The sequence below is a fragment of the Thalassobacillus devorans genome (assembly GCF_011761345.1).
GTDB lineage: Bacteria > Bacillota > Bacilli > Bacillales > Halobacillaceae > Thalassobacillus > Thalassobacillus devorans.
The window spans coordinates 1,223,460-1,247,477 of the sequence record NZ_JAASRY010000001.1; the positions used below are offsets into that span (position 1 = coordinate 1,223,460).

At 40.2% G+C, this 24,018-nt stretch carries 25 protein-coding genes and 1 riboswitch; of the genes, 9 read left to right on the forward strand and 16 right to left on the reverse strand.

Going from position 1 to position 24,018, the window contains the following annotated elements; genetic code table 11:
- Window position 1 precedes the first annotated feature (1 nt).
- The 3 genes from FHS45_RS06070 to FHS45_RS06080 are packed head-to-tail and all read right to left on the reverse strand — an operon-like array spanning window position 2 to window position 1,205.
- On the reverse strand, window positions 2-307 hold the full coding sequence (locus FHS45_RS06070; protein WP_062446060.1) for a hypothetical protein: 306 nt from the start codon (window positions 305-307) through the stop codon (window positions 2-4).
- Window positions 304-753 carry a DUF948 domain-containing protein gene (locus tag FHS45_RS06075; protein WP_062446062.1) on the reverse strand — a complete coding sequence of 150 codons (450 nt, stop codon included), beginning with the start codon at window positions 751-753 and terminating at the stop codon, window positions 304-306. The genes FHS45_RS06070 and FHS45_RS06075 overlap by 4 nt, the downstream gene beginning before the upstream one ends.
- Window positions 754-770: 17 nt before the next feature.
- A complete protein-coding gene (locus FHS45_RS06080; RefSeq protein ID WP_062446064.1) occupies window positions 771-1,205 on the reverse strand; it encodes a DUF948 domain-containing protein in 435 nt (144 codons plus the stop codon).
- A gap of 183 nt (window positions 1,206-1,388) precedes the next feature.
- On the opposite strand from FHS45_RS06080, the gene FHS45_RS06085 reads away from it, so the two are divergent.
- Window positions 1,389-2,207 carry a YihY/virulence factor BrkB family protein gene (locus tag FHS45_RS06085; protein ID WP_243847090.1) on the forward strand — a complete coding sequence of 273 codons (819 nt, stop codon included), beginning with the start codon at window positions 1,389-1,391 and terminating at the stop codon, window positions 2,205-2,207.
- Window positions 2,208-2,282: 75 nt separating this feature from the next.
- Here the strand turns inward: FHS45_RS06085 and queE are convergent, their stop codons facing one another.
- The 3 genes from queE to queC are packed head-to-tail and all read right to left on the reverse strand — an operon-like array spanning window position 2,283 to window position 4,148.
- A complete protein-coding gene (gene queE / locus FHS45_RS06090) occupies window positions 2,283-3,011 on the reverse strand; it encodes a 7-carboxy-7-deazaguanine synthase QueE (RefSeq protein ID WP_062446066.1) in 729 nt (242 codons plus the stop codon).
- On the reverse strand, window positions 3,004-3,483 hold the full coding sequence (gene queD, locus FHS45_RS06095; RefSeq protein ID WP_062446068.1) for a 6-carboxytetrahydropterin synthase QueD: 480 nt from the start codon (window positions 3,481-3,483) through the stop codon (window positions 3,004-3,006). Before queD ends, queE begins: the two co-directional genes overlap by 8 nt.
- A complete protein-coding gene (gene queC, locus FHS45_RS06100) occupies window positions 3,483-4,148 on the reverse strand; it encodes a 7-cyano-7-deazaguanine synthase QueC (protein WP_062446070.1) in 666 nt (221 codons plus the stop codon). Before queC ends, queD begins: the two co-directional genes overlap by 1 nt.
- 95 nt (window positions 4,149-4,243) lie before the next feature.
- Window positions 4,244-4,288, reverse strand: a riboswitch (PreQ1 riboswitch).
- Window positions 4,289-4,462: 174 nt separating this feature from the next.
- Here queC and FHS45_RS06105 point away from each other — a divergent pair.
- Window positions 4,463-5,026: a hypothetical protein gene (locus FHS45_RS06105; protein ID WP_062446072.1), complete on the forward strand. Its 564-nt coding sequence runs from the start codon at window positions 4,463-4,465 to the stop codon at window positions 5,024-5,026.
- Window positions 5,027-5,072: 46 nt separating this feature from the next.
- On the opposite strand, the gene FHS45_RS06110 is transcribed toward FHS45_RS06105, so the two are convergent.
- The gene (locus FHS45_RS06110; RefSeq protein WP_062446074.1) at window positions 5,073-7,031 is read right to left on the reverse strand and encodes an AMP-binding protein; all 1,959 of its coding nucleotides are present in this window, start codon (window positions 7,029-7,031) and stop codon (window positions 5,073-5,075) included.
- Window positions 7,032-7,313: 282 nt separating this feature from the next.
- Here FHS45_RS06110 and FHS45_RS06115 point away from each other — a divergent pair, with 282 nt between their 5' ends.
- Together FHS45_RS06115 and FHS45_RS06120 are read left to right on the forward strand one after the other, a co-directional pair.
- Window positions 7,314-8,462, forward strand: a complete 1,149-nt coding sequence (locus FHS45_RS06115) for an NAD-dependent epimerase/dehydratase family protein (protein ID WP_062446076.1) — start codon at window positions 7,314-7,316, stop codon at window positions 8,460-8,462.
- A gap of 12 nt (window positions 8,463-8,474) precedes the next feature.
- Window positions 8,475-9,638: a glycosyltransferase family 4 protein gene (locus FHS45_RS06120; RefSeq protein WP_062446077.1), complete on the forward strand. Its 1,164-nt coding sequence runs from the start codon at window positions 8,475-8,477 to the stop codon at window positions 9,636-9,638.
- Between the two features lie 839 nt (window positions 9,639-10,477).
- Here the strand turns inward: FHS45_RS06120 and FHS45_RS06125 are convergent.
- Entirely contained in the window at window positions 10,478-12,313 is a 1,836-nt protein-coding gene (locus FHS45_RS06125) for a glycosyltransferase family 4 protein (protein ID WP_082412067.1), read from the reverse strand.
- Window positions 12,310-13,416, reverse strand: coding sequence for a CotS family spore coat protein (locus tag FHS45_RS06130; protein ID WP_062446079.1), 1,107 nt, complete (start codon window positions 13,414-13,416; stop codon window positions 12,310-12,312). Before FHS45_RS06130 ends, FHS45_RS06125 begins: the two co-directional genes overlap by 4 nt.
- Before the next feature lie 207 nt (window positions 13,417-13,623).
- Between FHS45_RS06130 and FHS45_RS06135 the strand changes: the two genes are divergently transcribed.
- The 3 genes from FHS45_RS06135 to FHS45_RS06145 all read left to right on the forward strand — a co-directional run bounded on the left by FHS45_RS06135 (window position 13,624) and on the right by FHS45_RS06145 (window position 17,073).
- Window positions 13,624-14,916 carry a UDP-glucose dehydrogenase family protein gene (locus FHS45_RS06135; RefSeq protein WP_082412068.1) on the forward strand — a complete coding sequence of 431 codons (1,293 nt, stop codon included), beginning with the start codon at window positions 13,624-13,626 and terminating at the stop codon, window positions 14,914-14,916.
- Window positions 14,917-14,942: 26 nt separating this feature from the next.
- Window positions 14,943-16,007, forward strand: coding sequence for a glucose-1-phosphate thymidylyltransferase (locus tag FHS45_RS06140; RefSeq protein ID WP_062446081.1), 1,065 nt, complete (start codon window positions 14,943-14,945; stop codon window positions 16,005-16,007).
- A gap of 61 nt (window positions 16,008-16,068) precedes the next feature.
- Entirely contained in the window at window positions 16,069-17,073 is a 1,005-nt protein-coding gene (locus tag FHS45_RS06145; protein WP_062446083.1) for an NAD-dependent epimerase, read from the forward strand.
- A gap of 42 nt (window positions 17,074-17,115) precedes the next feature.
- Here FHS45_RS06145 and cbpA read toward each other — a convergent pair whose 3' ends face one another.
- The 4 genes from cbpA to FHS45_RS06165 form a co-directional block, all read right to left on the reverse strand.
- Window positions 17,116-17,802: a cyclic di-AMP binding protein CbpA gene (cbpA, locus tag FHS45_RS06150; protein WP_062446085.1), complete on the reverse strand. Its 687-nt coding sequence runs from the start codon at window positions 17,800-17,802 to the stop codon at window positions 17,116-17,118.
- Between the two features lie 130 nt (window positions 17,803-17,932).
- Entirely contained in the window at window positions 17,933-19,009 is a 1,077-nt protein-coding gene (gene rlmN, locus FHS45_RS06155) for a dual-specificity RNA methyltransferase RlmN (protein WP_062446087.1), read from the reverse strand.
- Window positions 19,010-19,192: 183 nt separating this feature from the next.
- A complete protein-coding gene (locus FHS45_RS06160; RefSeq protein WP_062446089.1) occupies window positions 19,193-19,849 on the reverse strand; it encodes an RlpA-like double-psi beta-barrel domain-containing protein in 657 nt (218 codons plus the stop codon).
- A 126-nt stretch (window positions 19,850-19,975) separates the two neighbouring features.
- Window positions 19,976-20,731 carry an SGNH/GDSL hydrolase family protein gene (locus tag FHS45_RS06165; protein WP_062446091.1) on the reverse strand — a complete coding sequence of 252 codons (756 nt, stop codon included), beginning with the start codon at window positions 20,729-20,731 and terminating at the stop codon, window positions 19,976-19,978.
- A gap of 146 nt (window positions 20,732-20,877) precedes the next feature.
- On the opposite strand from FHS45_RS06165, the gene FHS45_RS06170 reads away from it, so the two are divergent.
- Both FHS45_RS06170 and FHS45_RS06175 read left to right on the forward strand, forming a co-directional pair.
- Window positions 20,878-21,183 carry a hypothetical protein gene (locus FHS45_RS06170; protein ID WP_062446093.1) on the forward strand — a complete coding sequence of 102 codons (306 nt, stop codon included), beginning with the start codon at window positions 20,878-20,880 and terminating at the stop codon, window positions 21,181-21,183.
- 41 nt (window positions 21,184-21,224) lie between these two features.
- Window positions 21,225-21,482 (forward strand): hypothetical protein, encoded by a 258-nt coding sequence (locus FHS45_RS06175; protein ID WP_062446095.1) that lies wholly within the window; start codon window positions 21,225-21,227, stop codon window positions 21,480-21,482.
- A gap of 48 nt (window positions 21,483-21,530) precedes the next feature.
- Here the strand turns inward: FHS45_RS06175 and FHS45_RS06180 are convergent, their stop codons facing one another.
- From FHS45_RS06180 to uvsE, 3 genes are all read right to left on the reverse strand, one after another.
- Window positions 21,531-21,890, reverse strand: coding sequence for a hypothetical protein (locus tag FHS45_RS06180; protein WP_062446097.1), 360 nt, complete (start codon window positions 21,888-21,890; stop codon window positions 21,531-21,533).
- Between the two features lie 189 nt (window positions 21,891-22,079).
- Window positions 22,080-22,949, reverse strand: coding sequence for a CvfB family protein (locus tag FHS45_RS06185; RefSeq protein WP_062446099.1), 870 nt, complete (start codon window positions 22,947-22,949; stop codon window positions 22,080-22,082).
- A 79-nt stretch (window positions 22,950-23,028) separates the two neighbouring features.
- Window positions 23,029-24,000 carry a UV DNA damage repair endonuclease UvsE gene (gene uvsE, locus FHS45_RS06190; RefSeq protein ID WP_062446101.1) on the reverse strand — a complete coding sequence of 324 codons (972 nt, stop codon included), beginning with the start codon at window positions 23,998-24,000 and terminating at the stop codon, window positions 23,029-23,031.
- Window positions 24,001-24,018 lie beyond the last annotated feature (18 nt).

A 24,018-nucleotide genomic window follows, 5' to 3' on the forward strand; every position in this document is an offset into this window, starting at 1 on the left:
TTTAGCCGGTATGTTCATTTTTATGAAGTGTAGAATCTTTAATCGCTTTTTGGCGCGCTTCACTTTGTAATCTGTTTTTATCACGGCTGATTTTTTCGTCACGTTTTAAGCCGGCGAGATACAACTCATCTCTTTTCAATTGGTATTTTTGTTTTGTTTTCGAAAAGAATTTTGGATAACGGCTGGTATCTTTGGAGTGGGAACCAGCCACTCTTTTTTTACCGGCAAATAAGTTACCTACAAAGAATCCTGCAACAACAGAGCCGATGATACCAGCAGTATTTGAGGTCTTGTCTTTTTCCGTCATGCTGATATTTCATCCTTATCAATTTCTTTTAAAGCTTTGCGTTTTTCTTTGAAATAATAACCTAATGCCAGGGCTCCGTATAAGCCGCCTAAATCTTGTCTTCTTGTCATATCTTTTCCTTCATTTGTATCCTTTTTCATCGACATTGTGACATCGACAAGGGAAGAGGACAGCTTTCTGGAAGATTCGCCAATATCTCCTAAGATATAGAAGAGCGGGCTTAACGCTGCGATTTTTTTATTAACATCTGCTAATGTATCATTGCTGTGATTAAGCAACTGACCTGTTTCTTTCATCACATCATCCAATTGGTCCGGAAGCCGTTCTACCGTCTTATCCACACCGGATAATACTTTCGATAGATTATTAAGGGTACGTGCCAGAAAGATTGATCCTACTAAAAAGGCAATTCCCATTAGTAATACTCCGATTCCTGTTAAACTCAAAGTTCATCCCTCGTTTCTTAATTATTATAATGTTGTTGAGTCGTATTGCTGGTGCGTTTCCATTTTGCAAAAAGGTTTGTAAGTGCTTCTCCCCATCTTACCGCTTTGACAATTGAGTCGTTCTGCTTTTTGGTATGATAGGTGAAGTTTGCTGAAGCCTTGTTCAAGCCATGGTTCAGATTGTCGACAGAATCACCGACGTTCTGAAACGATTCAAATAATGAATTAGTTGAATCCACTTTATGATGAATATCTTCTGCTAAGTAATTAGATTTGTTGATCAGGTGTTCTGATTCCTTAGTAATATCCCTCATTTGGGACTCCAGACTTCCTACCGTACCGTCGAGACTTTTCATTGTCTTATTGACACTAATTAATGATTTAACAATGAATGCTACAACAAGGGCAAAAGACAAGGCCATGATAAATACTCCAATATATACTAAATCCATCGGCTCTCTTCACCTCCTAAATTACCACTTCCCTGTACCTGCCACCGTAAAACGCTTTTCGACAGTAAAGATCAAATATTTTGCAGAGTTAGTAGAAAATGATTAAAGATAAGTGAAAATGGGGTAGAGAAAAAGAAGGTGCAACTAATGGAGGTGGTAACTGTGAAAAAAATGGTGAATTATATGAAATCAGTAATCAAAGAATTTCAAAATGACGATGTACCTGTATTAGCAGCCGCTCAAGCATACTATTACTTACTATCCATCGTACCCATGCTGATCCTGCTTTTCTCTATCATTCCTTATTTAGGCATTCAACCAATCGAGGCAGTTAACTTCATGAAAAGTGTACTGCCATCAGAAACAGCTTCAGCTTTGGAAGAAAATATTATCTCGATTGTTTCCGAACCTAATGGCGGATTGTTGTCCGTCGGTATTATCGGTACCATCTGGTCAGCATCAAATGGACTCAATGCTTTTATAAAGTCTTCCAATATAGCCTATAACGTGGAAGAGACACGTTCATTCATTAAAGTACGTTTACTCTCGATCGGATTGACGCTTGGGATGATCGTTGCCATTGTGGTAGCTTTAGTTCTTCCGGTCTTTGGAAGAGTAATTTTCGATTTTATCCAAAGGGTTTTGTTCATACCAGACCAACTGATGATTATCTTAGAAATAGCCCGCTGGGTAGTCAGTATTCTCGTAATGAGCCTGATATTGATGCTGTTATATCGATTTGCTCCTAACAGGTATATTCCATTCAAAGAGATCATTCCTGGAGCTATCATCACGTCGGTATTGTGGATGTTAATTTCTTTAGGATTTTCTTTCTATGTAAGTAATTTCGGGAGTTATTCTGCCACCTATGGCAGTTTAGGCGGTCTGATCATTTTAATGATCTGGTTCTTCTTAACCGGACTAATTTTAGTAGTCGGTGCAGAAATAAATGTTGTCTATCATAGGAAAAAACATGGATTGAAAGGTAGACAAGAAGCATGACAGGAAGACTGCCAAGTTCAACTTTCATCTTAAAAAAACAGCCAAAACGGTAAAGACCGTTCTGGCTGTTTTTATTTATACCCCTCGTTTGTTTCCCCACAGTAGGGCATGCAGCTGTGGCAGAACACGCACTTTATTCAGACCTGGAGTTTCCATGACCTGATCCACCAGCCATTCATACTTATCCAATAGTTTGATAGCTATGGCTTGATCATTCGTTTCTTCCAAATCATCATTTCCGACCTGCAAGTAGAAAGAAACCCCAGGATAGCGTTTGTGAACTTGTTCTGCGTATGATAAGTCCCCCTCATTAAAAATGACTACTTTCAAACTCGTATGAAGGAGCCTGTCATTCTCTTTCAGTTGTTTGATGATGTTGTCCAATTTATCCCAGTCCGTTGTCATATGAGAACTAGGGGGCTTTGGTGATATCGTAAGGTCGTCGATAGCAAGGAACCAATCCTGCCAGCGGCTGCCTTGTGTTTCAAGTGCGACTTCTATATCTCGTTCTTTTAATAGATCAATCAATTCGTTCAGGTAAGGGAAGAGGGCAGGGTTGCCTCCTGATATGGTTACATGATCGAATTTAGTCCCACCTATTTTATCCAATTCCTTTGTAATTTCTTCAGCATCCATACGTTTGATTTCTTCTTTAGCACTTCCATCCCAGGTAAAGGCTGAATCACACCAGGAACAACTGTAGTCACATCCGGCGGTCCGGACAAACATCGTTTTTCTGCCGACGACCATCCCTTCGCCCTGGATCGTTGGTCCAAAAATCTCCAAGACAGGGAGTTTAGTCATTTTCCATCCACTCCCGTCTTACTTCGGCAAAGCTAGTAGGCGTTTCAAATAACTTTACAAACTCCACCCGAGAGCCATCATTTTCATTTTGAAGCGCATTTTCCATTTGTTCATATATCCAAACAACCATGTTTTCGGCCGTTGTGTTCATAGGAGGGAGCGTGTCATTCAGGTATCGATGATCCAAATGGATCTCAATTTGTTCTTTCCATATTTTCTTAATATCGCCAAAGTCTATCACTATACCGATATCATCGACATAACCGCTGATACCGAAGACAACTTTATACGTGTGCCCGTGAAGGTTTTTACACTTTCCTTCATAACAATGAAGGTGATGGGCAGCATCAAAGGTGAATTCCTTGCTGACCATGACCCGTTTGTTATGATACTTCAGCTCGTGGCGTTTGATGTCCTCATCGATTTTCTGAAGTTTTTCTACGATCGTAAAACCATAATTGGAGAGTGTCATCAAACATCCGCTCCTTCACGCTGTTGTAGATAGTTTTCAAGGCCCTGATTTCGTAGCTTGCAGGCCGGACATTCTCCGCAACCGCTGCCAATTACGCCATTATAGCAAGTCAACGTATGATGGCGAACGAAGTCAAAAGCTTCGAGTTCATCTGCGAGCTGCCATGTTTCCGCTTTATCCAGCCACATTAACGGTGTATGGATCACAAAGGAATCGTCCATGGACAAGTTTAACGTTACATTCAATGATTTGATGAACACATCCCGACAGTCCGGATAGCCGCTGAAATCTGTTTCACATACACCCGTAATGATATGCCTGGCCCCAATTTGACGCGCAACAATTCCTGCGAATGATAAGAACAGGAGGTTACGGCCAGGAACGAAAGTAGAAGGGAGGGAGTCACCTTCGCCATCTTCTACTTCGATTTCTTTGTGGGTCAGTGCATTAGGAGAAAGCTGGCTTAATAAAGACATGTCCAGGATTCTATGCTTTACATCCAGTTTTTCTGTAATTGCTTTTGCAACTTCCACTTCTTCTTCGTGGCGTTGGTTATAATGAAAGGTGACAGCTTCTACTTCATCGAATTTCTCCAATGCCCAGAACAGGCATGTGGTGCTGTCCTGGCCACCGCTGAAGACGACCACCGCTTTTTCTTTTTTCATTAAAAAATTCTCCTTTCCGTGAAAAAGAGAATTCTACTCACCCGTTACAATCATAAAATAAACTAAAAAACCATACCTAAGGGATAGGTATAGTTCCATCCTTAGTTTTTTATAGAGGGTGTAGCTAGAACCTCTCCTGCGAAAAAAACGCAGACTTTTATCAAATTTTTAACGTTAACAGTATAACAGAAGAAATAGCTCCTGTCATGATAAAAAATGCTTGAGCAGTCTTGGAATTCAGCTCGATTTCCTATATACTTTAGGGGGTTAGCCGCCAGGGGAATACAATAGAGAAAGAGGCTTAAAAAAGAGAGATGAGCAAACGGCTAAAAAAGAAAAAGATTAAAGCTTTAGCTGCGGAGACATTGAGGAATATTCAAATTCCACTTGATTTTCATCTTGAAAAGACAAATGTAAACATGATTTATGATTTCATTCAAAACAAGCTGATTATTGATGTGGAGCGTCTGAAGAAAGCCCGTAAAGAAATGAGAATGCCGGTTACACTTGAAGCATACGTGCGGGCATTAGTGCTACATGAGACTGGACATTATATGGATCGGGATGCTTTATGGGAATCGGTTCCAAGAACAATTGAAATACATAAAAAGAAAAGGGAAGTCCCATACTTTGAACGGGCAAAAGACCTTAAGTTATTTCAATTGGATATAGAAGAACATGAGATGGACTACACGTTTGAAGAAACCGCCTGGCGCAATGCTGCAATGTTGAATGAAAAATATGGTATTGTGGATAAAGAAAGCTTTGAGAGCGTTAAGTTCGAAAGTCTACTGAGCTATACCGCTGTCTATAACCGTGACTTACTGATCTATCAGAAGTTATTAAAAGAAGACACCGGCAAACACCTGGCTGTCTAAACAACCCCCCTGAACCATTCATAAGGTTCAGGGGGGTTTTTAGTGTTCAGGAGAGGGAAGCAGACTTGCCAAGTTCACGGATTTCGTCTACTGCGTCCGGATTCTCCAGGGCACTTAAATCACCGGATGCTTCGTTGAGGTATGCAGATTTGATCGCTCTTCGCATCACTTTTGCATTCCTGGTTTTAGGTAAGTCAGAGACCACATGGACGACCTTTGGCGCCAATGCTTTCCCCAATTTATCATTCAGGTGATCTGAAATATCCTTTAGCAATGCATCGCTTGGCTCATAATCAGGTCGCAGCACGACAAAGCCGACTGCTTCCTGACCTTTCACCTCATGTGGAACGCCAATAACACCAGCTTCCACCACTGCCTGATGTTCTACCAGGACTGATTCCACTTCAGAAGGACCAAGTCGTTTCCCAGCCACGTTGAGTACGTCATCCGAACGGCCTGTGATGGTATAGAAGCCCTCCTCGTCATGAATAACCCAGTCCCCATGCACCCAGGTATCTTTGAAGCGGCTCCAATAGGTTTTTTCGTAACGGTCATTTTCTTTATAAAAACCGTTTGTCATCCCTACCCAAGGCTGACGGAGTACCAGCTCTCCGACATCGTTTTTCACCGATTTACCTTGCTCATCAAATACTCCCACATCCATACCAGGTAAAGCGGCGTTGAAAGATACAGGATTGATTGGTTTTACAAGAACGTTACCAAAAATACCACCGGAGATTTCCGTCCCGCCGGAATAATTGAAAATTGGAACCTTTGATTTTCCTGCATGCTCAAACAACCAGCGCCAAGGCTCCGGATTCCATGGTTCACCTGTAGAGCCAATCATTTTTAAGGACGAGAGATTATGTTTATGAATCCACTGCTCACCATGTTTCATCAAAGAGCGAACAAGCGTAGGGGAGATTCCCAGATGGGTCACCCTATACCGGTCAACAATCTCCCAAAGCCTGTCTGGCTCAGGGTAATCAGGCGTTCCTTCAAACATGACGATGGATGCGCCATTAACTAATCCTCCGTAAGCTAAGAAAGGTCCCATCATCCAGCCCATATCGGTATACCAGAAAAGCGTATCCTTATCGGTCACATCCATACATATCCCTGCATCGAAGGCTGCCTTAATAGGAAATCCGCCATGTGTGTGTAGAGCACCTTTTGGTTTGCCGGTGGTACCAGAAGTATAAATGATCATATAAGGATCATGGGCGTTAGTCACTTTTGTTTTGTAATCGTTTTCATTTTTGAGCAGACGATTCCACGCTACATGAAGACTGTCATCCCAGTCGACTTCACGGTCTGCCCGATTGACTACAACCACATGCTCCAGGCTTGGAGATTCAGCGGCTGCTCGATCCGCTTCCTCTTTCATGGCTACCACTTTCCCACGTCGATAAAATCCATCAGCTGTTATAATCGCTTTTGCTTCGGAGGCATTTACCCTTGTAGTAATTGCTTCTGCTTTATAACCGGAGAAAGCAGGGGAGAAGATGGCACCAATTTTAGAGACAGCGAGCATGGCTATCAGAGTTTCTGGAAGCATTGGCATATAGATGGTTACAACATCCTTTTCCTCAATCCCCAATTCTTCCAGACCATGGGCACAGGCATTCACTTTAGCATATAAGTCAGCAAAGGTGTATGTTTCTGCGTCTCCATTGTCACCTTCCCAATAGAGAGCAGCTTTATTTTTGGTTTCAGAGTTCAACGCCCATTTATCAAGCGCATTATGAACGACATTCATTTTACCTCCAACAAACCAGTCAGGATATTTAATTCCTTTTTCAAGGTGAAGTGTCTCTTTATATGGCTCATACCACTCAATATCCAATTCGTTTACCGCCTCATCCCAAAACCAGGCGATGTCTTCGATTGACTTTTGGTAAAAGTCATCATAAGAGGTGTATCCATATTTTAGCATCCATTGGTAAAGCCGAGTCGATTTTTTAAAGTCTTCTCCAGGTGACCAGGCGGGTTGTTGTGTTTTCACATTGATTCCTCCTTAAACCACGAAAATTCAGAATGTTCTACTTTTAATTATAACGGATTGTGTCCTAATAAGAAACTTTCGTGTGGTAATTCCTGTTAAGCAGGCAATATTAAAGAAGAGAGGTTTAAGGAAATTAATCGCAGGGGTATAGGATTAAGCGTAAAAGAAGGTGAGAAGCCTCCTTTTGCAAAATTTCAACTAATATATCATTACCAACTTTTCAGAAAAGAATGTTATTCTAATATGGAGTAATGATTAGGACAAGGTAGTAGGAGGGAAATTATGAGAATAGTAGTAGCAGGGGGAGATGGTTTTTGTGGTTGGCCGACCGCATTGCACCTATCAAACCAAGGTCACGAAGTAACTATTGTTGACAACTTATCACGCAGAAAATGGGATGAGGAACTTCATTCTAATTCTGTAACACCAATTGCTTCCTTAGAAGATAGAGTAGAAAAATGGAAAGAACTTACCGGAAATGAAATAAAAACTTTCATTGGGGATCTAAATCATTATGATTTCCTTCGTGAAGTATTCAGGCAGACAGAACCAGAGGCATTTGTTCATTTTGCTGAGCAGCGTTCTGCTCCTTATTCCATGATTGACCGTGAACATGCTGTATTCACACAGCAGAATAATGTAATCGGTAATTTGAATGTGCTGTATGCGATTAAAGAATTAGCACCTGATTGTCATTTAATTAAACTGGGCACTATGGGAGAATATGGTGCACCTAACATTGATATTGAAGAAGGTTATATAGAGATAGAACATAACGGGCGCAAAGATGTCCTGCCATACCCAAAACAGCCAGGTTCTTTCTATCATTTATCAAAGGTTCACGATAGTCATAATATTATGTTTGCCTGTAAAATCTGGGGCATCCGTGCGACTGATTTGAACCAGGGGATCGTTTATGGTCTACATACAAACGAAACCAAAATGGATCCGATGCTGGTCAACCGCGTGGATTATGACGGTGTGTTTGGTACCGCCCTGAACCGTTTCCTGATTCAGGCAGCTACCGGTCATGACTTGACCGTTTATGGCTCAGGAAAACAAACAAGATCATTCCTGAATATTGAGGATACGGTCCGTTGTGTACAAATTGCAGCAGAAAATCCTGCTGATAAAGGGGAATTCCGGGTATTCAATCAATTCACCGAATACTTCTCTGTGTTAGAACTTGCAGAAAAAGTGAAAAAGATAGCACAGGAAAAGGGTCTGGACACGGAGTTAGCTTATTTGGAGAACCCACGTATCGAACCAGAAGATCATTACTATCATGCTGTAAATACAGGACTTCGGGAGCTGGGACTGGAACCACATTTATTGACGGACGAGGTGCTGCATGATATTTTACAGACAGTTATCGAGCATAAAGATCGTGTAATCAAAGAGAACGTACTACCATCCATTACATGGAAGTAAGGAGCCACCGTCTTGAAGATCGCAATCATAACTGAAACATTCCTGCCCTCCACAGATGGAGTGGTGACTAGACTAAAAGAAGCAATCAAGCATTTACAAAAAGAAAATAATGAAGTCATAGTTATCGCCCCTGACCTTGGCGTTACGGAATATGAAGGTGCGATTGTGGAAGGTGTCAAAACGACCAGAATGCCTTTTTACAGGTCGAGGGAATTTTCGATGCCGCAAAAAAAGGTGAAGGAACTCTTAATCAAACACGAGCCGGATCTGGTTCACGTGGTGAACCCTGCTCTGGTTGGTGTATCTGGTGTTTATTATGCCAGTAAATTAGGTTATCCGCTGTTAGCTTCCTACCATACTCATGTGCCTAAATATCTTGATTACTATCGACTTTATCCGTTCAAACCATTGGTGTGGTGGTATTTCAAAAAGCTCCATAGTTATGCTGATTTGAACTTATGTACATCCAAAGCAATCCAAAAAGAATTGATAGAGAAAAAGATTCCTAACGTCCATGTATGGGACCGGGGAGTCGCGATAGATAGCTATCATCCCGACTATCAGGATACTTCTATGCGTGAACGTCTTTCAGGAGGCAAGCCGGAAAATAAGCTGCTTGTATTTGTGGGAAGACTCGCTCCTGAGAAGGAAATCCATAAGCTGAAACCGTTATTGGAAAGACGAAGCGACATATCGTTAGCCATAGTAGGCGATGGTCCTGTAAGAGACCAGCTGGAGAAAACCTTCAAAGGGACCAATACGACATTCACTGGTTTCCTTCATGGGGAAGAATTATCACAGGCATTTGCCTCAGGAGATGCTTTTATCTTTCCATCGGTTACTGAAACATTAGGATTAGTCATTTTAGAAGCAATGGCATCAGGACTACCGGTTATTGCGGCTAAGAGTGGTCCGACGATGGAGCAAGTAGAGGATGGGCACACTGGTCTGCTATTTGAAAATGAGAACACGGAAAGCCTGATTAATGCTATTGAAAAAATCGAAGATCCTGAATTACATGAACTCCTCAGTAAAAACGCTAGAACAGAAGCTGAAAAATTCAGCTGGCAGAAGCCATCAGAACAGATTTTAGAATTTTATTATCAAACATTGAAAGAGCATCAGAAAAGCCAGGTAAATGCTCCAAAAAAGAGCAAAGTTAAAGTTACTGAATAAACCAAGTGTTTATCCTGCTGACCGGATATACCAATTCCGGTCAGCTTTTATTTGACGAAGTTTTGTCGAAATATGTCTGTAGATAGATTAAAGAGAAAGAGGAGGGAAGAGACAGATCATCCTTAGAGAGTTCTTGAGGTTGTTCTATTATTGGAGAATACATAATACGGACTTTAAGAAGAAAAAAAGCAAACAACAGGGATAAGGGAAAATTATGATTTAGCCCATTCCCATAAAGCACTCCAACTTATAACTTAGTAGCAACTCCGAACTATAAAAACCAATACATTATTTATAACGCAAGTAAAAACCCTTGACAAGAGGATTGGGAAATATCCAAGGAATAGCAACAAAAGAGACAGCAAAAACTAGCATACTAAAAAGATATCATTCGCGCAAACATTATTATCAGTTCCAGGCCCAGCAATAGCTAAATATTTAAAAGTAAGTGAATTGTATTAATCGATACACAGAAATTTATGAAATAGTATAGCTGAGGGTAAAAATAATGCCGTAAAATTCAGCTGCAATTAATAACTAACAATAATAAGAAGAGTTTAGTATAAATTTCTTTTTTGTCTCAATATCTTAAGTATACTTAGTGTTTGAGACAAAAAACGCTAACTTCATACAACTTCCGATAATAAGTATTATGTAAACTAGAAATAAAGTTATTTTCAAGTCCAAGTCCCCTAGCTTCAGCATAATTTGCAGCCAGAACTTCTTCCTCTTATCCCGTAAGGTTACCCTAACCAAAACCTCTAAAAAAATAAAGACGAAATCATAGATGACTTCGTCTTTTATAAAGAGAATTTAGATTGAATCAACAACTTAATAGCTTATAGTGAATTTCTCTTTCTCTTAATTCGTATTCTTTCAGCTTCCCGTCTCTTGCTTATAGGATTGAAGCGTTCTTTAAATCTTTCTATTTCAGTCTGGTGATTACTTTCTGTCATGGACCTGCATGAGCAAGAATGCTTACTTTTCACATGACTTCCTTTCACCTCATCTAGAGGTTTTCGAGGTGCTCTTTTCTTAAATCTTTCCATTTCAATCTGGTGATTACTTTCTGTCATGGACCTGCATGAGTTAGAATGCCTACTTTTCACATGACTTCCTTTCACCTCATTTTGAGGTTTTTGAGGCGCTTTTTTCTTATTACCAACCATAGGACTGGAATTAATTTCTCTCACTACCCTGTCTAAGAGACTATTTGATGGTTGAGGTCTTTGTTTCATCTTTGGAAAATTGAATTGAGAAGGACCTTCTGTGCTTTCAGTTTCAGGATTAATCTGCTCCATCTTTTTATCAGCAGTTACTTCAACTTCTTCTGAATTACTGGAGCTGATATTTAAGGATTCCAAACTAGACTCTTCGTTTTCAAAATCATCAATTTGTGTTTTAGGGACCGGACTTTGTTCTCTTTCGTTTGCAATATTTTCAAGATCTTTTTTGGCAGTGATATTTTTATCAGGTTCTCTACTTGCAATGGTGTAATCAATGTTTTCATATTCTCCGGCTGGCATGGCCTCCACTTCATCCCAGATAGATGAAATATCACGTACCACGCGGTCCCAGGTGTAATTTTTTTCAGCGAGGGAACGCCCATACCTTCCCATTTCTTTACCTTTATCTGGATTGCCAAGCAGATAAGACAGGTGCTCCACAAACTCCTCCGGCTTTTCTGGATTTTCTACTACAATACCGTTTTGATAAGGTTCGATTACTTCTGTATTCCCTCCCCGGTCAGTGGTTACAATTGGCAAGGCTGCGGCCATAGCCTCGTAATGAACACGTGCAAGTGGTTCCTGCCATTGCGAAGTACAAACAAAGATATCGGAGGCGACAAACCATTCCTGAATCTTATCAGGGGATACGAAACCTGTTTGTATTACGGGGATTGGAAGTCTTTCTGCAAGTGCACGTACATAGGCAATATAATCTGTTATTGAGTTATCACTGAACCATTTACTCCCCATAACAACTAAGGCTATATCCTGATGTTTTTTTGCTAACTCAGGAATTGCACGTATTAATACATCAATTCCTTTATTAGGTGAAAGTCGTCCGGCATACAAAATAACCTTTCTCGAATCAAGGTTATGCTCATTACGAATTCTAGTTCTTAATTCCTTTGCCTGTGACGAATAGGATGGAACAAAGCGATTGAGATCGACTCCGGAGTATATAGTTTGAAGTTTCGGTTCAGCTTCAGGAAAAAAATGGGCGATTGTTCTACCGATATAGTTACTTATCGTGATTATTTTATCGACATTCCTGACAACCATGGTCCCTTCTTCCGGGTCAAGTTTTTCTGGTTTAAACATATCATTATGCATGCTTAAAATGATTTTGGCATCCGGAGCCAATGCACGGACAGCATTTACAAGGCGTGGGCGATTAAAAATGTGGATCAAATCGTATTGTGCAGAAGTTGTCTGCAGGAATTCAGCGACATTATTACGATAAACTTCTAACTGCCCGCCTTCTACCCTGCAATAGCGAATACCATCCTGTACTTCATCGTCTGGAAGTGAATCATCACTTCTTCCCAGTACAGTAATTTGATGATTCTTCTTTAAGTCAGGCAATGCTCCTGCTATATACGTCTGAATTGCTCCTCCTTTGATTGGCGGAACCGGTAATTTTTCGGTACAAATGATTAATACTTTCATTTGAATGATAAACCTCCTTTCCTATCTTCAGCCAGTTCCTGTAAAACCGGCCATTTTGTTTTTTCCAGCTCATTAATAAACTGTAATTGCTGATTAAATTCATCCGTCATAAAGGTTGTCGGAGAGTATACAATCGGCTTGATCTCTTTATAAAAAGAATTAGGCAGCGATAAGTCAATGAGCAGCATTTCATATTCTTCATCAGAGATTGGATTTACTGCGTTATAAGACTGTATCATTTCCCTAATATAATCAGCATCCCATTTACCTATAGCAGCCATTCGGTCGATAATCAACTTTCTTAAGTCGCGAATAGCAATGTCAAATGATACACCGTCCAGGTCTATCACCCACATACCATCATCTGCGATTTGTGCGTTGGACCAGCCATAGTCCTGGTGGACAAGACTAGCTTCTTCTGTCCCTCGCTCAAGAATACTGGCATATGATGATTCACTTAGACGATGACGTGCTTCCCTGGCTTGGGTTTGGTACATATCAATCACAGACAAAATGGTCGAGCTTGCAGGCATTTCATCATAGGCATGAGCAATGTCGCGAAACCAGTTTAATTTCTTTTCTAACCTTTCGTATGTCCTGGGCCATCGGTGAAGTCGTGATACAAACTCCGCATCTTCAGGAGGTACATATCCTTTAGTTAATTTATGGAAATCTCCTAGCGCTTCGCAAAGTTTCTTAGTACCTTCCAGACCTTCTGGGAGCTGCCTGAGTGTTTGTATCCATATTGCAACGAACCATAGCTTCCCTCCCATTTCTACATAATTTTCTTCAGTTTGTGTTTTAATGATAGCTGGCACGTTGGCGTTTTTTTCATTTACTAAATATTCCTGGGCGCCTAGACTGAATTTACTTTTTGGGATCCTTCTATGAAGTAGCTTTAAACTGAAAGGGCCCCTCTCTGTTTCTATTTTCCAAATGGCCCCACCCTTGACAGGCTTTGTAGCCATGACTGTCATGTTATCAATACTCTGGAAGTCGTAATGCTTCAAAACTTCCCGGGCCATTTCCTCCACATAGGGTGGAACATATAAAGAATCTTCCATAGCTTCTTCAGCCCACGGTTCAATATTATGACCTTTCATTTATTTCACCTCCGTAGTATAAACATCCTATTCTCTCAAAGAAACATTGTATGGATTAATTACTTACAAAATCCTAAGATAGGCAAAAAAACAGCACTCCCGTAGGGAAATGCCTTAATTATTGCCTATCGGCTATTAGCCGTTTCATATATAGAAGTTCAAAATATAGTAGTCATAACACTTATTAATAATTGAGGAGAAAGTTTCATGAAAATCTTATTAATTGGGCAGGGGTACGTAGGAACGACCATGGCAGTGGTTTTAGCCAATGCCGGTCATGAAGTAACCGGCCTGGATATAGACCATGACAAAATAGCTTCACTCCAAAAAGGGAAACTATATTTCTATGAACCCGGAGTCCAGAAAATGCTGGATAAACAGCTGGAAGCAAATCGATTACAGTTTACAACGGATGCCAGGCAGGCAGTAGTAAATAATGACATCCTTTTTATCACAGTCGGTACCCCATCTTTGAGTAACGGGAATGCCGACCTTACCTATATCAAAAATGCTGCAAAAATGATCGGACAATACAAAAATAAAAAGAAAATAATTGTTGTGAAAAGTACCGTTCCGGTAGGGACTACTGAAAAAGTAAAGGATTGGGTGATGGAAGCAGGTGAAGATACAGCACCTGTAGAGGTGGCCATGAATCCAGAATTTTTAAGAGAAGGCAACGCATTACAAGATGCTCTTTATCCTGACCGGATTGTCATCGGCAGCCATAGTGATGAGGCTCTTGAAACAATTCATCAACTTTATCAGCAATGGAACTGTCCTTTTATAAAAACCACACCCCGGGGTGCAGAAATGATCAAATATGCTTCTAATGGTTTTCTGGCAACAAAAATTTCTTTTATCAATGAAATAGCAATGCTATGCGATAAGCTCGAAGTTAATGTGCGTGATGTCTCAAAAGGAATGGGGCTGGATAAGCGTATCGGACCCTCATTTTTAGAAGCGGGTTTAGGTTATGGGGGCTCATGCTTTCCTAAAGATATCAAGGAATTTTTGTGGACCGCAAACACTAATCAAATTCCCTTATCCATATTGTCGAAAGTTGAACAAGTTAACCACCATCAGCCGGACTATTTATTAGATAAAGTAAAAAAACAAGTTGGATCATTAACTGGCAAAAACGTCGCAGTCCTTGGCCTGGCATTCAAGCCACATACCGATGACACCCGTGAATCCGTATCAATACCCATTATCCAACAGCTATTAGAAGAAAAGGCGATCGTTACCGTCCACGACCCAGTAGTCAATTTGGAAGCGAATTGGATAGAAAAAGGAGTCTTACAAAACAACGATCCTTATCAGGTAATAAAGGAATCTGACGCCATCATCATCTGTACCAATTGGCCACAGTATGAAGCACTGGACTGGAAGAAGGTGCGAAAGATTGTACGCCATCCTGCCATTTTCGATGGTCGAAATATGTTAAATGCTGAACAATTGAGTGAATTGAGGTTTCATTATGAAGGAATTGGCTACCCTTAGTTGATTTCCTTGGAAAGGAGATAATCATGAAAGGTTTAATTTTGACAGCTGGTAATGGAACCAGACTTCGCCCCCTATCCTATACCAAACCCAAGCCATTACTACCCGTTTCTAATCGCCCAGTCATCAGTTATGGAATTGAACAGCTAGCTGAAATGGGAATTAAGGACATCGGTCTTGTTATCCAGCCACATCAAGAGGATACATTCCATGAACATTTATATGCTTATGCTGTAAAAAAGAAGATGAGACTTCACTATATTCCTCAATATGAACAAAAAGGAATCGCCCATGCAGTGGCACAAGCGGAAGATTTCTTGGGATCTGATTCGTTTGTTTTGTTATTGGGCGACAACTTGATTGACGATTCGTTGCAGAAACTAAAGGAATCCTTCGAACAAACATCGGCCCACGGAACCGTACTGGTCACAGAAGTCAGTAAACCGCAAGATTATGGTATAGCAGACATCAAAGACGATAAGCTTATCGAGGTAGAAGAAAAGCCGGAGAAGCCGAAATCAAATCTTGCTGTCATTGGAGCCTATATTTTCAAATCATCTATTTTCAATGCAATCCATTCGATATCCCCTTCAGCAAGAGGTGAATACGAAATCACCGATGCTATTCAATGGATGATTGACCATCACTACCATATCAATTATGTGAAAACTGCTAAGCCAACATTTGATGTAGGGACAATTGATCGCTGGTTAAAAGCTAACCAGTGGATGCTCAAGCGATTTGGGAATTCAACAGATGCTGATTTTCTAGATGAAAATTCTCATAATGCTGTTATAATACCGCCTGTAGTAATTGGAGATAACTGCACAATTGAAGATTCAGTCATCGGTCCCTATGTATCAATTCAATCAGACGTCATTATTAAAAAGAGCATCGTGAAAAACAGTATCATACTAAAGGGATGTCATATCGAAAACATGCCCTATGAAATTTCCGACAGCATATTAGGTGAAAAAACAAAACTCTCCGGCAATTATGTGAATGATAATACTATCCAGGCGGTCTTTGGAGATGAATCTACATTCTTTCTTTCTTGCAAAGATAAATCGAAAGATAAGGGGGCTGACTAAGTTTACACTCGTTAGCCCCCCATCACAGGGATGTGACTACCTTTAGAAATGAGGTGAAACTATGATTCTGGTTACTGGAGCAGCAGGATTTATTGGATCCCATGTATCAAAACTGCTGCTGAGTAAAGGGCAAACAGTCATTGGTATTGATAATTTGAACGACTACTATAGTGTGAAATTAAAAAAAGATCGTCTAAAATTCTTAAACAGTAGCAACTTTAAGTTTGAACAAATCGACCGTGTAGATAGAGACGCTATTGCTAAACTCTTTAAAAAATATAAACCTTCCATTGTCATTGACCTTGCTGCCCAAGCCGGGGTACGGTACAGTCTGGAGAACCCTTATGCTTACATTAATTCTAACATCGTCGGATTCATCAACATCCTCGAAGCATGCCGGAAACATCAGGTCGAGCACCTGATTTATGCGTCCTCCAGCTCTGTTTACGGGGCAAACAAAAAGATGCCCTTCTCAGTAGAAGATAGTGTCGATCATCCAGTCAGCTTATATGCCGCCACTAAAAAAGCAAATGAACTCATGGCTCATACCTACAGCCACCTCTATGGGTTGCCGACAACAGGACTTCGATTTTTTACGGTATATGGACCTTGGGGACGGCCGGATATGGCGCTCTTCCGTTTCACCAGGGCAATTTTAGAAGGAAAACCAATTGAAGTCTATAATAACGGGAATATGTTACGGGACTTCACTTATATTGATGATATTGTCGAAGGCATTATTCGGCTGATCGATAAAAAACCTTGTCCTGACCCCGAATGGGAAGAAAAAGCTCCCCATCCTGGAAGAAGCAACGCCCCCTATAAGGTTTACAATATCGGGAATAATCAGCCAATAAAGCTCTTGGATTTTATAACAGCTATTGAAAATAAACTCGGCCTCAAAGCTGACAAAAAGTTTATGCCGATGCAGGATGGAGATGTGCCTGCAACATACGCTGATGTTGAAGATTTAATAAGAGACGTTGGATATAAACCAAACACTCCCATTGAAGTGGGTGTGGGCAAATTCATCGATTGGTATAAATCTTATTACGGGGATGCTTAGTATAAGTTAGTAACTGAATATTAAACCAAGAGAAAGCTTTTATCAGCTTTCTCTCCCTATAGCGTGTTTAATAACATCGCTCTTTTCAATACGTTCTGTTTGTAGAATCCGGTATCCTTTCCTCTCTAATTTATCGAACAGTTCATTTAAAAGACCTTCATTGACATTTGAAACAGCTATACAGAGGCGCCTGACAACTTTACTTCCGTCATCATCCATAGTCATTAATCCCTCGATATTAATGCCACGTTTATTCAACGACTTTGTTAACTCTGCTACTGCACCTTGTTTTTCCGGTGATACGATTGTAATGATATACTCACCTGATTGAAGCCCGAACGATTGTTCTAATACATCGAACACTTTGTTGTGCGTAAGAATTCCGACGAAGTTCTTCCATTCATCCAGTACAGCGATAAAAGGAAGAGCCTTAACCTGGATCATTGCCTGAGGAAATGAGGTTTCTTCAAATACAAAGGTATCTGGATTATCAAGAAATTTTGTGATTTTCCTGTTCTCATTTGGAGTTTTACGACTCCTGAAACACTCATTCTCATGACTTTCTATCCTGTCACGAAATAGCATCCCATGGTACTTTCCATTCTCATCAATTGCAGGGATGCATCGATAGCCACTTTCATCCAGCGCCTGTTTAGCTTCCTTTATTGTTGCTTCTGCATGGATGGTTACGACATGATGCTTTGGTATAATATTGTTTTTAACTAACATCTCATCCCCCCTCCCATCCATTTTATTCCGAAAGTTATTTTTCATAACCTTGTATGTTGAATAGATGTAGAAGAAATACATCAGAAGATTTAACCACAAAAAAGCACACCCGTTACAGGTGTACTTTTTATTATTGTGCTTCTGCTTTTTTCTTGCGTTCTTTTTTCACTTGTTTGCTTCGAAGTTGGCCACATGCTGCATCAATGTCCGTTCCATTTTCATGACGGATCACACAGTTGATGCCGTTTTTCTTCAACGTATCATAAAAACCTAAAATCGCTTCTTTTTCACTCCGCTGATAAGAGTGATCATCAACTGGATTGTATGGAATCAAGTTGACATAAGATAAATGCCGTTTATCTTTCAACAGTTCAGCCAGCTCTTTTGCTTCTTTTTGGTGATCATTGACATCTCTCAGCATGATATATTCAAAAGTGATTCTTCGATTGGTCTTCTCCAAGTAGTAATCAATGGCAGGCATTAATTTATCTAATGGATAAGCTTTGTTAACCTTCATAATACGAGTACGCAACTCATCATTTGGTGCGTGCAGAGATAAAGCAAGGTTCACTTGGGTATCCTCATCAGCGAATTGATAAATTTTATCTGCTAAGCCACTGGTAGATACGGTGATTTTTCTTGCACCGATCGCAAGTCCCTTTTGGGAGTTGACGATACGAATGAAATCCATCGTATGATCGTAGTTGTCAAACGGTTCACCGATTCCCATAACAACAATATGACTGACACGATCCCCTTGTCCCTTATCATCCAACGCATGCTGCACATTCATGATTTGCTCGACGATTTCACCACTGGTAAGATCGCGGCTTTTCTTCAAAAGACCACTTGCACAGAAGGAACAGCCGATATTACAGCCAACCTGAGTCGTCACACAGACAGATAAACCATAATGGAAACGCATCAAGACGGTTTCAATTACATTACCATCCTGCAGCTTGAATAGAAACTTGATAGTTCCGTCAGACGATTCCTGCTTCACTTCTTCGCGCAAAGTCTGAATCACAAAATTATCTTCCAATAGCTGAATGCAATCCTTGTTGACGTTATGCATGTCAGAAAAGCTTTTTACTCGTTTGTTATATAGCCAGTCCCAAACCTGTGATGCACGAAACTTTTTATGTCCGTGTTCCATCAGCCAGTCAGTCAACTGATCAAATGTCATACCATATATAGACTGTTTCATTTATAACCCTCATTTCAATTTTAACCATTCATTCCTACAATACTAGAAGTGTTACCATTTAGCAACAGTTTAATCAGCATATCCTTATTACCGGAAACTTATTTAGCTATTTGGCTAACCAATAAATTTAAACTTTCTAAATAAAAGAGATAGGGATCTTTTCCCTACCTCTTTTATTATTAGTTATACTTCCTTGAAATCCATCGAAATGATGCGATCTGTATTTGGATTATAAATCACCGTTCCTTCAACCGTGATAGTTTCCTGCGGCGAGCGCAGTACGTACTTATACGTTTCTTTCATTCGGTTGGCATTTTGTTTTGTTTTACTAACCCTGCTATAATCTGTTACATCATAGTTCGAATAGGCAGATTGTACGACCTCAAGCAGGTATTTCCCCCACTTTTCTTCTTCTAATTCTACTCCAGTGGAAATTTCTACATTAATAACCCCAAAGTCTACGTTAGCACCTAGAGTTTCAAAAGCTTTTCTGTGTAAATTCACTTTATTTTTTCCATAACCTGCAACCTGATCGACAACTGTCACTAACACTTCTCTGCCATTGGCCAGATTTTTCACTTTTAATGTATCACCACATTTGTATGGCGAATTCTGCCCGACTGCTACTGTCATATATAAATTAGCTGACCAGGGAATACCACACTGGGTCACTGTTCCACCTTCCGTCCATGTCGCCTGGCCGCGAACCGGCTGTCTCACATCATGGTATGTCTGATATCCTCCATAATAGCTGCTGTAAGGATAACGGGCATATGGCGCCTGATAAGGATTCGTCACATATGGATAAGCATATGGCATGTGAAAATGATTCGGATACATCTTTATTCCCCCTGTAATAATCTGAATGTCTCCGATAGCCTATGCATCAGACAGGTTGACCTGTGACAGGAGCTATTTTACACAAAATAAAAAACAGACAGCATCAGCCATCTGCTTTACAACCTATCAGCTTCCAAACTTGCGAGGGGTCATTTTCTTCCAGAATTCCTTAGCCACAGCCTTGTAGCCTTCCTGGCTCAAGTGTATATCAGGGTATGGAAGATAGGTCTTATAATCCTCTGCAATTGCCTGGTAAGTGGGAACAAAAATTCCCCCCTTCTCTTCTGTAACTTCCTTAATCCCATTATTGAAAAGGTGTAAAAAAGAAATTAATTCATTTTTTGTACCTTCCTCAATAGGAAGTGACCAAAGGGCATTATAATAGCCCATCACGTAAATCTTCGCATCCGAAGCCTCATTAATAATACCTAGAATCTTATCTATATTTTCTAGGGCTTCTTCCGATGCTTCATATAATCCACTCCTATCATTAGCGTTCAAATGTTTAAGCAAATCATTGGCTCCGATATCAATCGTAATGGCATCTGCTTTTGCAATATTATTAATTACCTCTTCTTCTGTTAACTTATTCCCTAAATCGAAAGTTGTAGCTTTTGGAGCACTATGATTTTTCAGTGTTACTTTATAGTTGGATTGCTCGAAACGTTCCTTTATATATTCAGGATATCCTCTCAACTTTTCCAATTTAACTCCACCATTTTCCACCCTCACAGGTGTATAACCAGCTGCCAATGAGTCTCCTAACGCCACGTAATTGATTACCTTTCTGTCAGGCACTTTCGCATCGCTGTCTAAGGGCATACCCAGAGCTGCAATAAATAAGGTTAAGATTGTAATGAATACTGATTTTACTTGTTTCACAAACTTCCCCCTTCTGCTAAAAGTCTTATCTTTATTAATTCCCTATTAAGAACAAAAATTCCTTTTTTTATCGACGTTGAAATAGTTGTTATGTATTTGCAGGAGTCGATATAATGAAACTACCATGATTAAGGGAGCTTGATTACATGAACCAGAAAGAGATGGAAGAACAAATCATCCGCAATTATCAGCAGGATGAAGAAATGATGATCCTTGTGTTTGCCCAATGGTGCATCAATAATGAGTTAGATCCAGTAGAGGTTTATGAGAGAGCTTATCCAAATCAATCAAAGAATGATGCTCTGAATCACGCGGTGGAATTGACAGTGCCTAAAAAGGAATCGGAAGACATCCTGGATGAAACGTTACTTGGAGTCCTTTCTCTATTCGGAAACGATGATCTTGCTTTTGTTGTCAGTGAGGAAATGGAAAAGCGAAAAAATAATTCATAATACACTTCCCATTGGAAACAATAAGGGTGGAGGTGGTCAGCATGTCTAACCCATACTTGTGCCCGAATTGTAAAACCAACCGTTCAAGATTCAATCTGATTCAGCAGGTACCTTCCCACGTCAAACTGGATCCAGGAACAGGTATCGTCATGGAAGAATATACAGATGAGAACCTGGATGCCTTCCACTTAAGTTACAAAGGACCAGAAAAGAAGGTGCAGTGCGGATCGTGCGGATTAATTGAAGACGAAAAAACGTTTATTAAATTTGCCGAACATAATCCACGAAAGACTCAGTAAAAAAAAGCACGCGCAAGAAGGTAAATCCTTCCTTTGCGCGTGCTTTTTTTAATAGAAAAACGGAAAAAATAAGCGGCGGATAGAGAAAAATGGGTAGCGAAACCTCCGAAACCTTCGGAATCTTCGCGGATAGCCATATCCTCCGCCAAATGGGTAGCCGCCATATCCCCCGCCAAACCCACTATAGCCAAATTGTCTCTGCTCATCCATGTCGTCTCCAGCAGGGACCAGCATGTAAACATTATCTTCATCCGTCCCGTCGATAATCCCCTCTGCTAATGAACCATCTGACATTTGAACTTGAACAAAATAATAGTTATGGGTCTGGCAAAGATCCTTTACCTCTGCCGCGTTATTTCTTTCCCATTCTTCCTCTTCCCACATTGGATATTCATGATAATTATACATTTATCCAACCTCCTCCCACAGGCAGGATATTCATTGTACTGGTTATTTGTGAAGATCTTTTTAATTAGGAGACTCGGCCGTCATTATTTCGGCAAACATTAATATTCTTTAATCCTTTAACATAATTAAACATTCTTAAAGTACCAAAAAGGCGATACCCTTTTAAAAACGGGCATCGCCTTGAAACAGCTATTGATTCATTGTATCAGTCAAGATTGTTTTTCCATTCTGTTGTATTACTTTTCCTTCTTTCATCAGCTTACCTATGGCGCGTTTGAATGCTGACTTACTGATGCGAAAGGTTTTACGTATGTCATCCGCATCACTTTTATCATGAAATGGGATGCTCCCTCCGCGTTCAATCAAATACTCAAGAATTAAGTCCGCATCTTCTTTCATACCTTCCTGCTTTAATGGTCGCAAAGAAACATTGATTGATCCATCCTCTTTTACATCAATCACCCTGCCAGTCACTGTTTCACCGACACGTGGTTCTTCTTTACGTTCTGTCGGATGAATAAAACCACGGTAACCTTCCTCTGTTAAAAGGAAAGATCCTGCCTTTGTTGAGCGATAAATCCGACCGGTGATGTCTTTCTTTAATAAAGAAGCAGGAGCAGGTTCTAAGTCTCCCTGAACCTCACCTTCTGTTATTGGTTTAGCCAGAAGACGCCCTTTCTTATCTACTTCCAAACTCACGAATAACCAATCACCGACTTTCGGCCACACGCTTTCTAAAAGCGGAAGATCATCTATGGATACTAGCATTTCCTTTTCAATACCAATATCCACAAACACACCTAAGTTTTTGACTACTTCCACCACTTCCACCCATCCATAGGTTTCCGTATCAACTTCAGGCATGGTCATCGTCGCTAATAAATTTCCTTTTTTATCATGATAGAGAAAAACTTGCGCTTCTTTATCGAGCTCAATATCTTCACTTGCCTGATCGTTTGGCAGCATGACTTCCTGGCTGCCATCTGTCACGATGAAACCTTCTGTTTTTTTCTTTTTAACCATCAAGTTTTGAATAGTACCGATTTTAAGATTACTCATAGTTTGTATTTCTTCCCTTTCCTCAGCTATGCTGATATTCATTATAGCTTAATCGGCTATGTGAAAAAACTTTTTCTATTTAATCATCTACCCATATAAAAGAAGCTTTACTCTTCATTTCAATATCAGATCGTATACTTAGATTTTCTATTAAACGGAATAAAGCCTGATCTTTCTGTTTGGCTTCAATCATACAGTCAATATGTGGAACCGTTCCATTTACCCCTTTTATAAACTCCAGGAACATCGGAGGATCTATAAAATCCGCATGACTTTTAAACATTTTAGCATTTTTCGGACTGGAAATATGCATTTTAAGTGGAAGCGGCGAATGTTCCCATGTATGAACGACTCGATTCCAATGGTTTGTCCAGTTTTCATCCTTGTGATTGGCTAAATGGTGATGGAGATCAAACACAAGCGGAATATTAAGTTTTTCACATACATAAAGACAATCTTCAAGTGTAAAAGACTTATCATCATTCTCCAGAATGATCATTTTCTGAAGACTGGACGGAACCAGCGTCCAATTCTCAATAAAGTTTTCCAGCGCTTGCTCTTTGTTCTGGTATCGACCGCCTAAATGTAACACACACCGGTGTGTTGGATCGATTCCCATCGCATGTAAGAGTAAAAAATGATATTTCAATACAACCATTGAACGCTGGAAAACTTCCTTCTCAGGAGTATTGATGACCACGAAGTGATCCGGGTGAAAATCGACACGCATATCATAGGCTCTTGCATAATCGCCAATAGCCTTTAATTCTTGTTTAAGGGCTGTAATATACCGCCACCCTCTTAAGTCCTCGTGGGTGGCTAACGGTATAAGCCGGGAACTCATACGAAAAAATTTAATGTCATGCGCTTCATTGTGCTTCAATAAGCGTAATGTATTATGTAAGTTGGAGCGGGCGATTGCTTCTAATCGTCTGATCGCTGCCTCCTGGTCTGATAGTGTGCGAAACCGGCTATATGTCATCGTTTGAGATGGTGAGGCATTTTCAAGAATCTTACTCATAGCTACATAGCCAAGCTGGAATAATGTCATTCTATTCACCTTCTCCAT

Bases quoted from the DNA above. Each gene is read 5' to 3' on its own strand.
- FHS45_RS06070 (WP_062446060.1), bottom strand. From the start codon at position 307: ATGACGGAAAAAGACAAGACCTCAAATACTGCTGGTATCATCGGCTCT.
- FHS45_RS06080 (WP_062446064.1), bottom strand. From the start codon at position 1,205: ATGGATTTAGTATATATTGGAGTATTTATCATGGCCTTGTCTTTTGCC.
- FHS45_RS06085 (WP_243847090.1), top strand. From the start codon at position 1,389: ATGAAATCAGTAATCAAAGAATTTCAAAATGACGATGTACCTGTATTA.
- queE (WP_062446066.1), bottom strand. From the start codon at position 3,011: ATGACTAAACTCCCTGTCTTGGAGATTTTTGGACCAACGATCCAGGGC.
- queD (WP_062446068.1), bottom strand. From the start codon at position 3,483: ATGACACTCTCCAATTATGGTTTTACGATCGTAGAAAAACTTCAGAAA.
- queC (WP_062446070.1), bottom strand. From the start codon at position 4,148: ATGAAAAAAGAAAAAGCGGTGGTCGTCTTCAGCGGTGGCCAGGACAGC.
- FHS45_RS06105 (WP_062446072.1), top strand. From the start codon at position 4,463: ATGAGCAAACGGCTAAAAAAGAAAAAGATTAAAGCTTTAGCTGCGGAG.
- FHS45_RS06115 (WP_062446076.1), top strand. From the start codon at position 7,314: ATGAGAATAGTAGTAGCAGGGGGAGATGGTTTTTGTGGTTGGCCGACC.
- FHS45_RS06125 (WP_082412067.1), bottom strand. From the start codon at position 12,313: ATGAAAGTATTAATCATTTGTACCGAAAAATTACCGGTTCCGCCAATC.
- FHS45_RS06130 (WP_062446079.1), bottom strand. From the start codon at position 13,416: ATGAAAGGTCATAATATTGAACCGTGGGCTGAAGAAGCTATGGAAGAT.
- FHS45_RS06135 (WP_082412068.1), top strand. From the start codon at position 13,624: ATGAAAATCTTATTAATTGGGCAGGGGTACGTAGGAACGACCATGGCA.
- FHS45_RS06140 (WP_062446081.1), top strand. From the start codon at position 14,943: ATGAAAGGTTTAATTTTGACAGCTGGTAATGGAACCAGACTTCGCCCC.
- FHS45_RS06145 (WP_062446083.1), top strand. From the start codon at position 16,069: ATGATTCTGGTTACTGGAGCAGCAGGATTTATTGGATCCCATGTATCA.
- cbpA (WP_062446085.1), bottom strand. From the start codon at position 17,802: ATGTTAGTTAAAAACAATATTATACCAAAGCATCATGTCGTAACCATC.
- rlmN (WP_062446087.1), bottom strand. From the start codon at position 19,009: ATGAAACAGTCTATATATGGTATGACATTTGATCAGTTGACTGACTGG.
- FHS45_RS06160 (WP_062446089.1), bottom strand. From the start codon at position 19,849: ATGTATCCGAATCATTTTCACATGCCATATGCTTATCCATATGTGACG.
- FHS45_RS06170 (WP_062446093.1), top strand. From the start codon at position 20,878: ATGAACCAGAAAGAGATGGAAGAACAAATCATCCGCAATTATCAGCAG.
- FHS45_RS06175 (WP_062446095.1), top strand. From the start codon at position 21,225: ATGTCTAACCCATACTTGTGCCCGAATTGTAAAACCAACCGTTCAAGA.
- FHS45_RS06180 (WP_062446097.1), bottom strand. From the start codon at position 21,890: ATGTATAATTATCATGAATATCCAATGTGGGAAGAGGAAGAATGGGAA.
- FHS45_RS06185 (WP_062446099.1), bottom strand. From the start codon at position 22,949: ATGAGTAATCTTAAAATCGGTACTATTCAAAACTTGATGGTTAAAAAG.
- uvsE (WP_062446101.1), bottom strand. From the start codon at position 24,000: ATGACATTATTCCAGCTTGGCTATGTAGCTATGAGTAAGATTCTTGAA.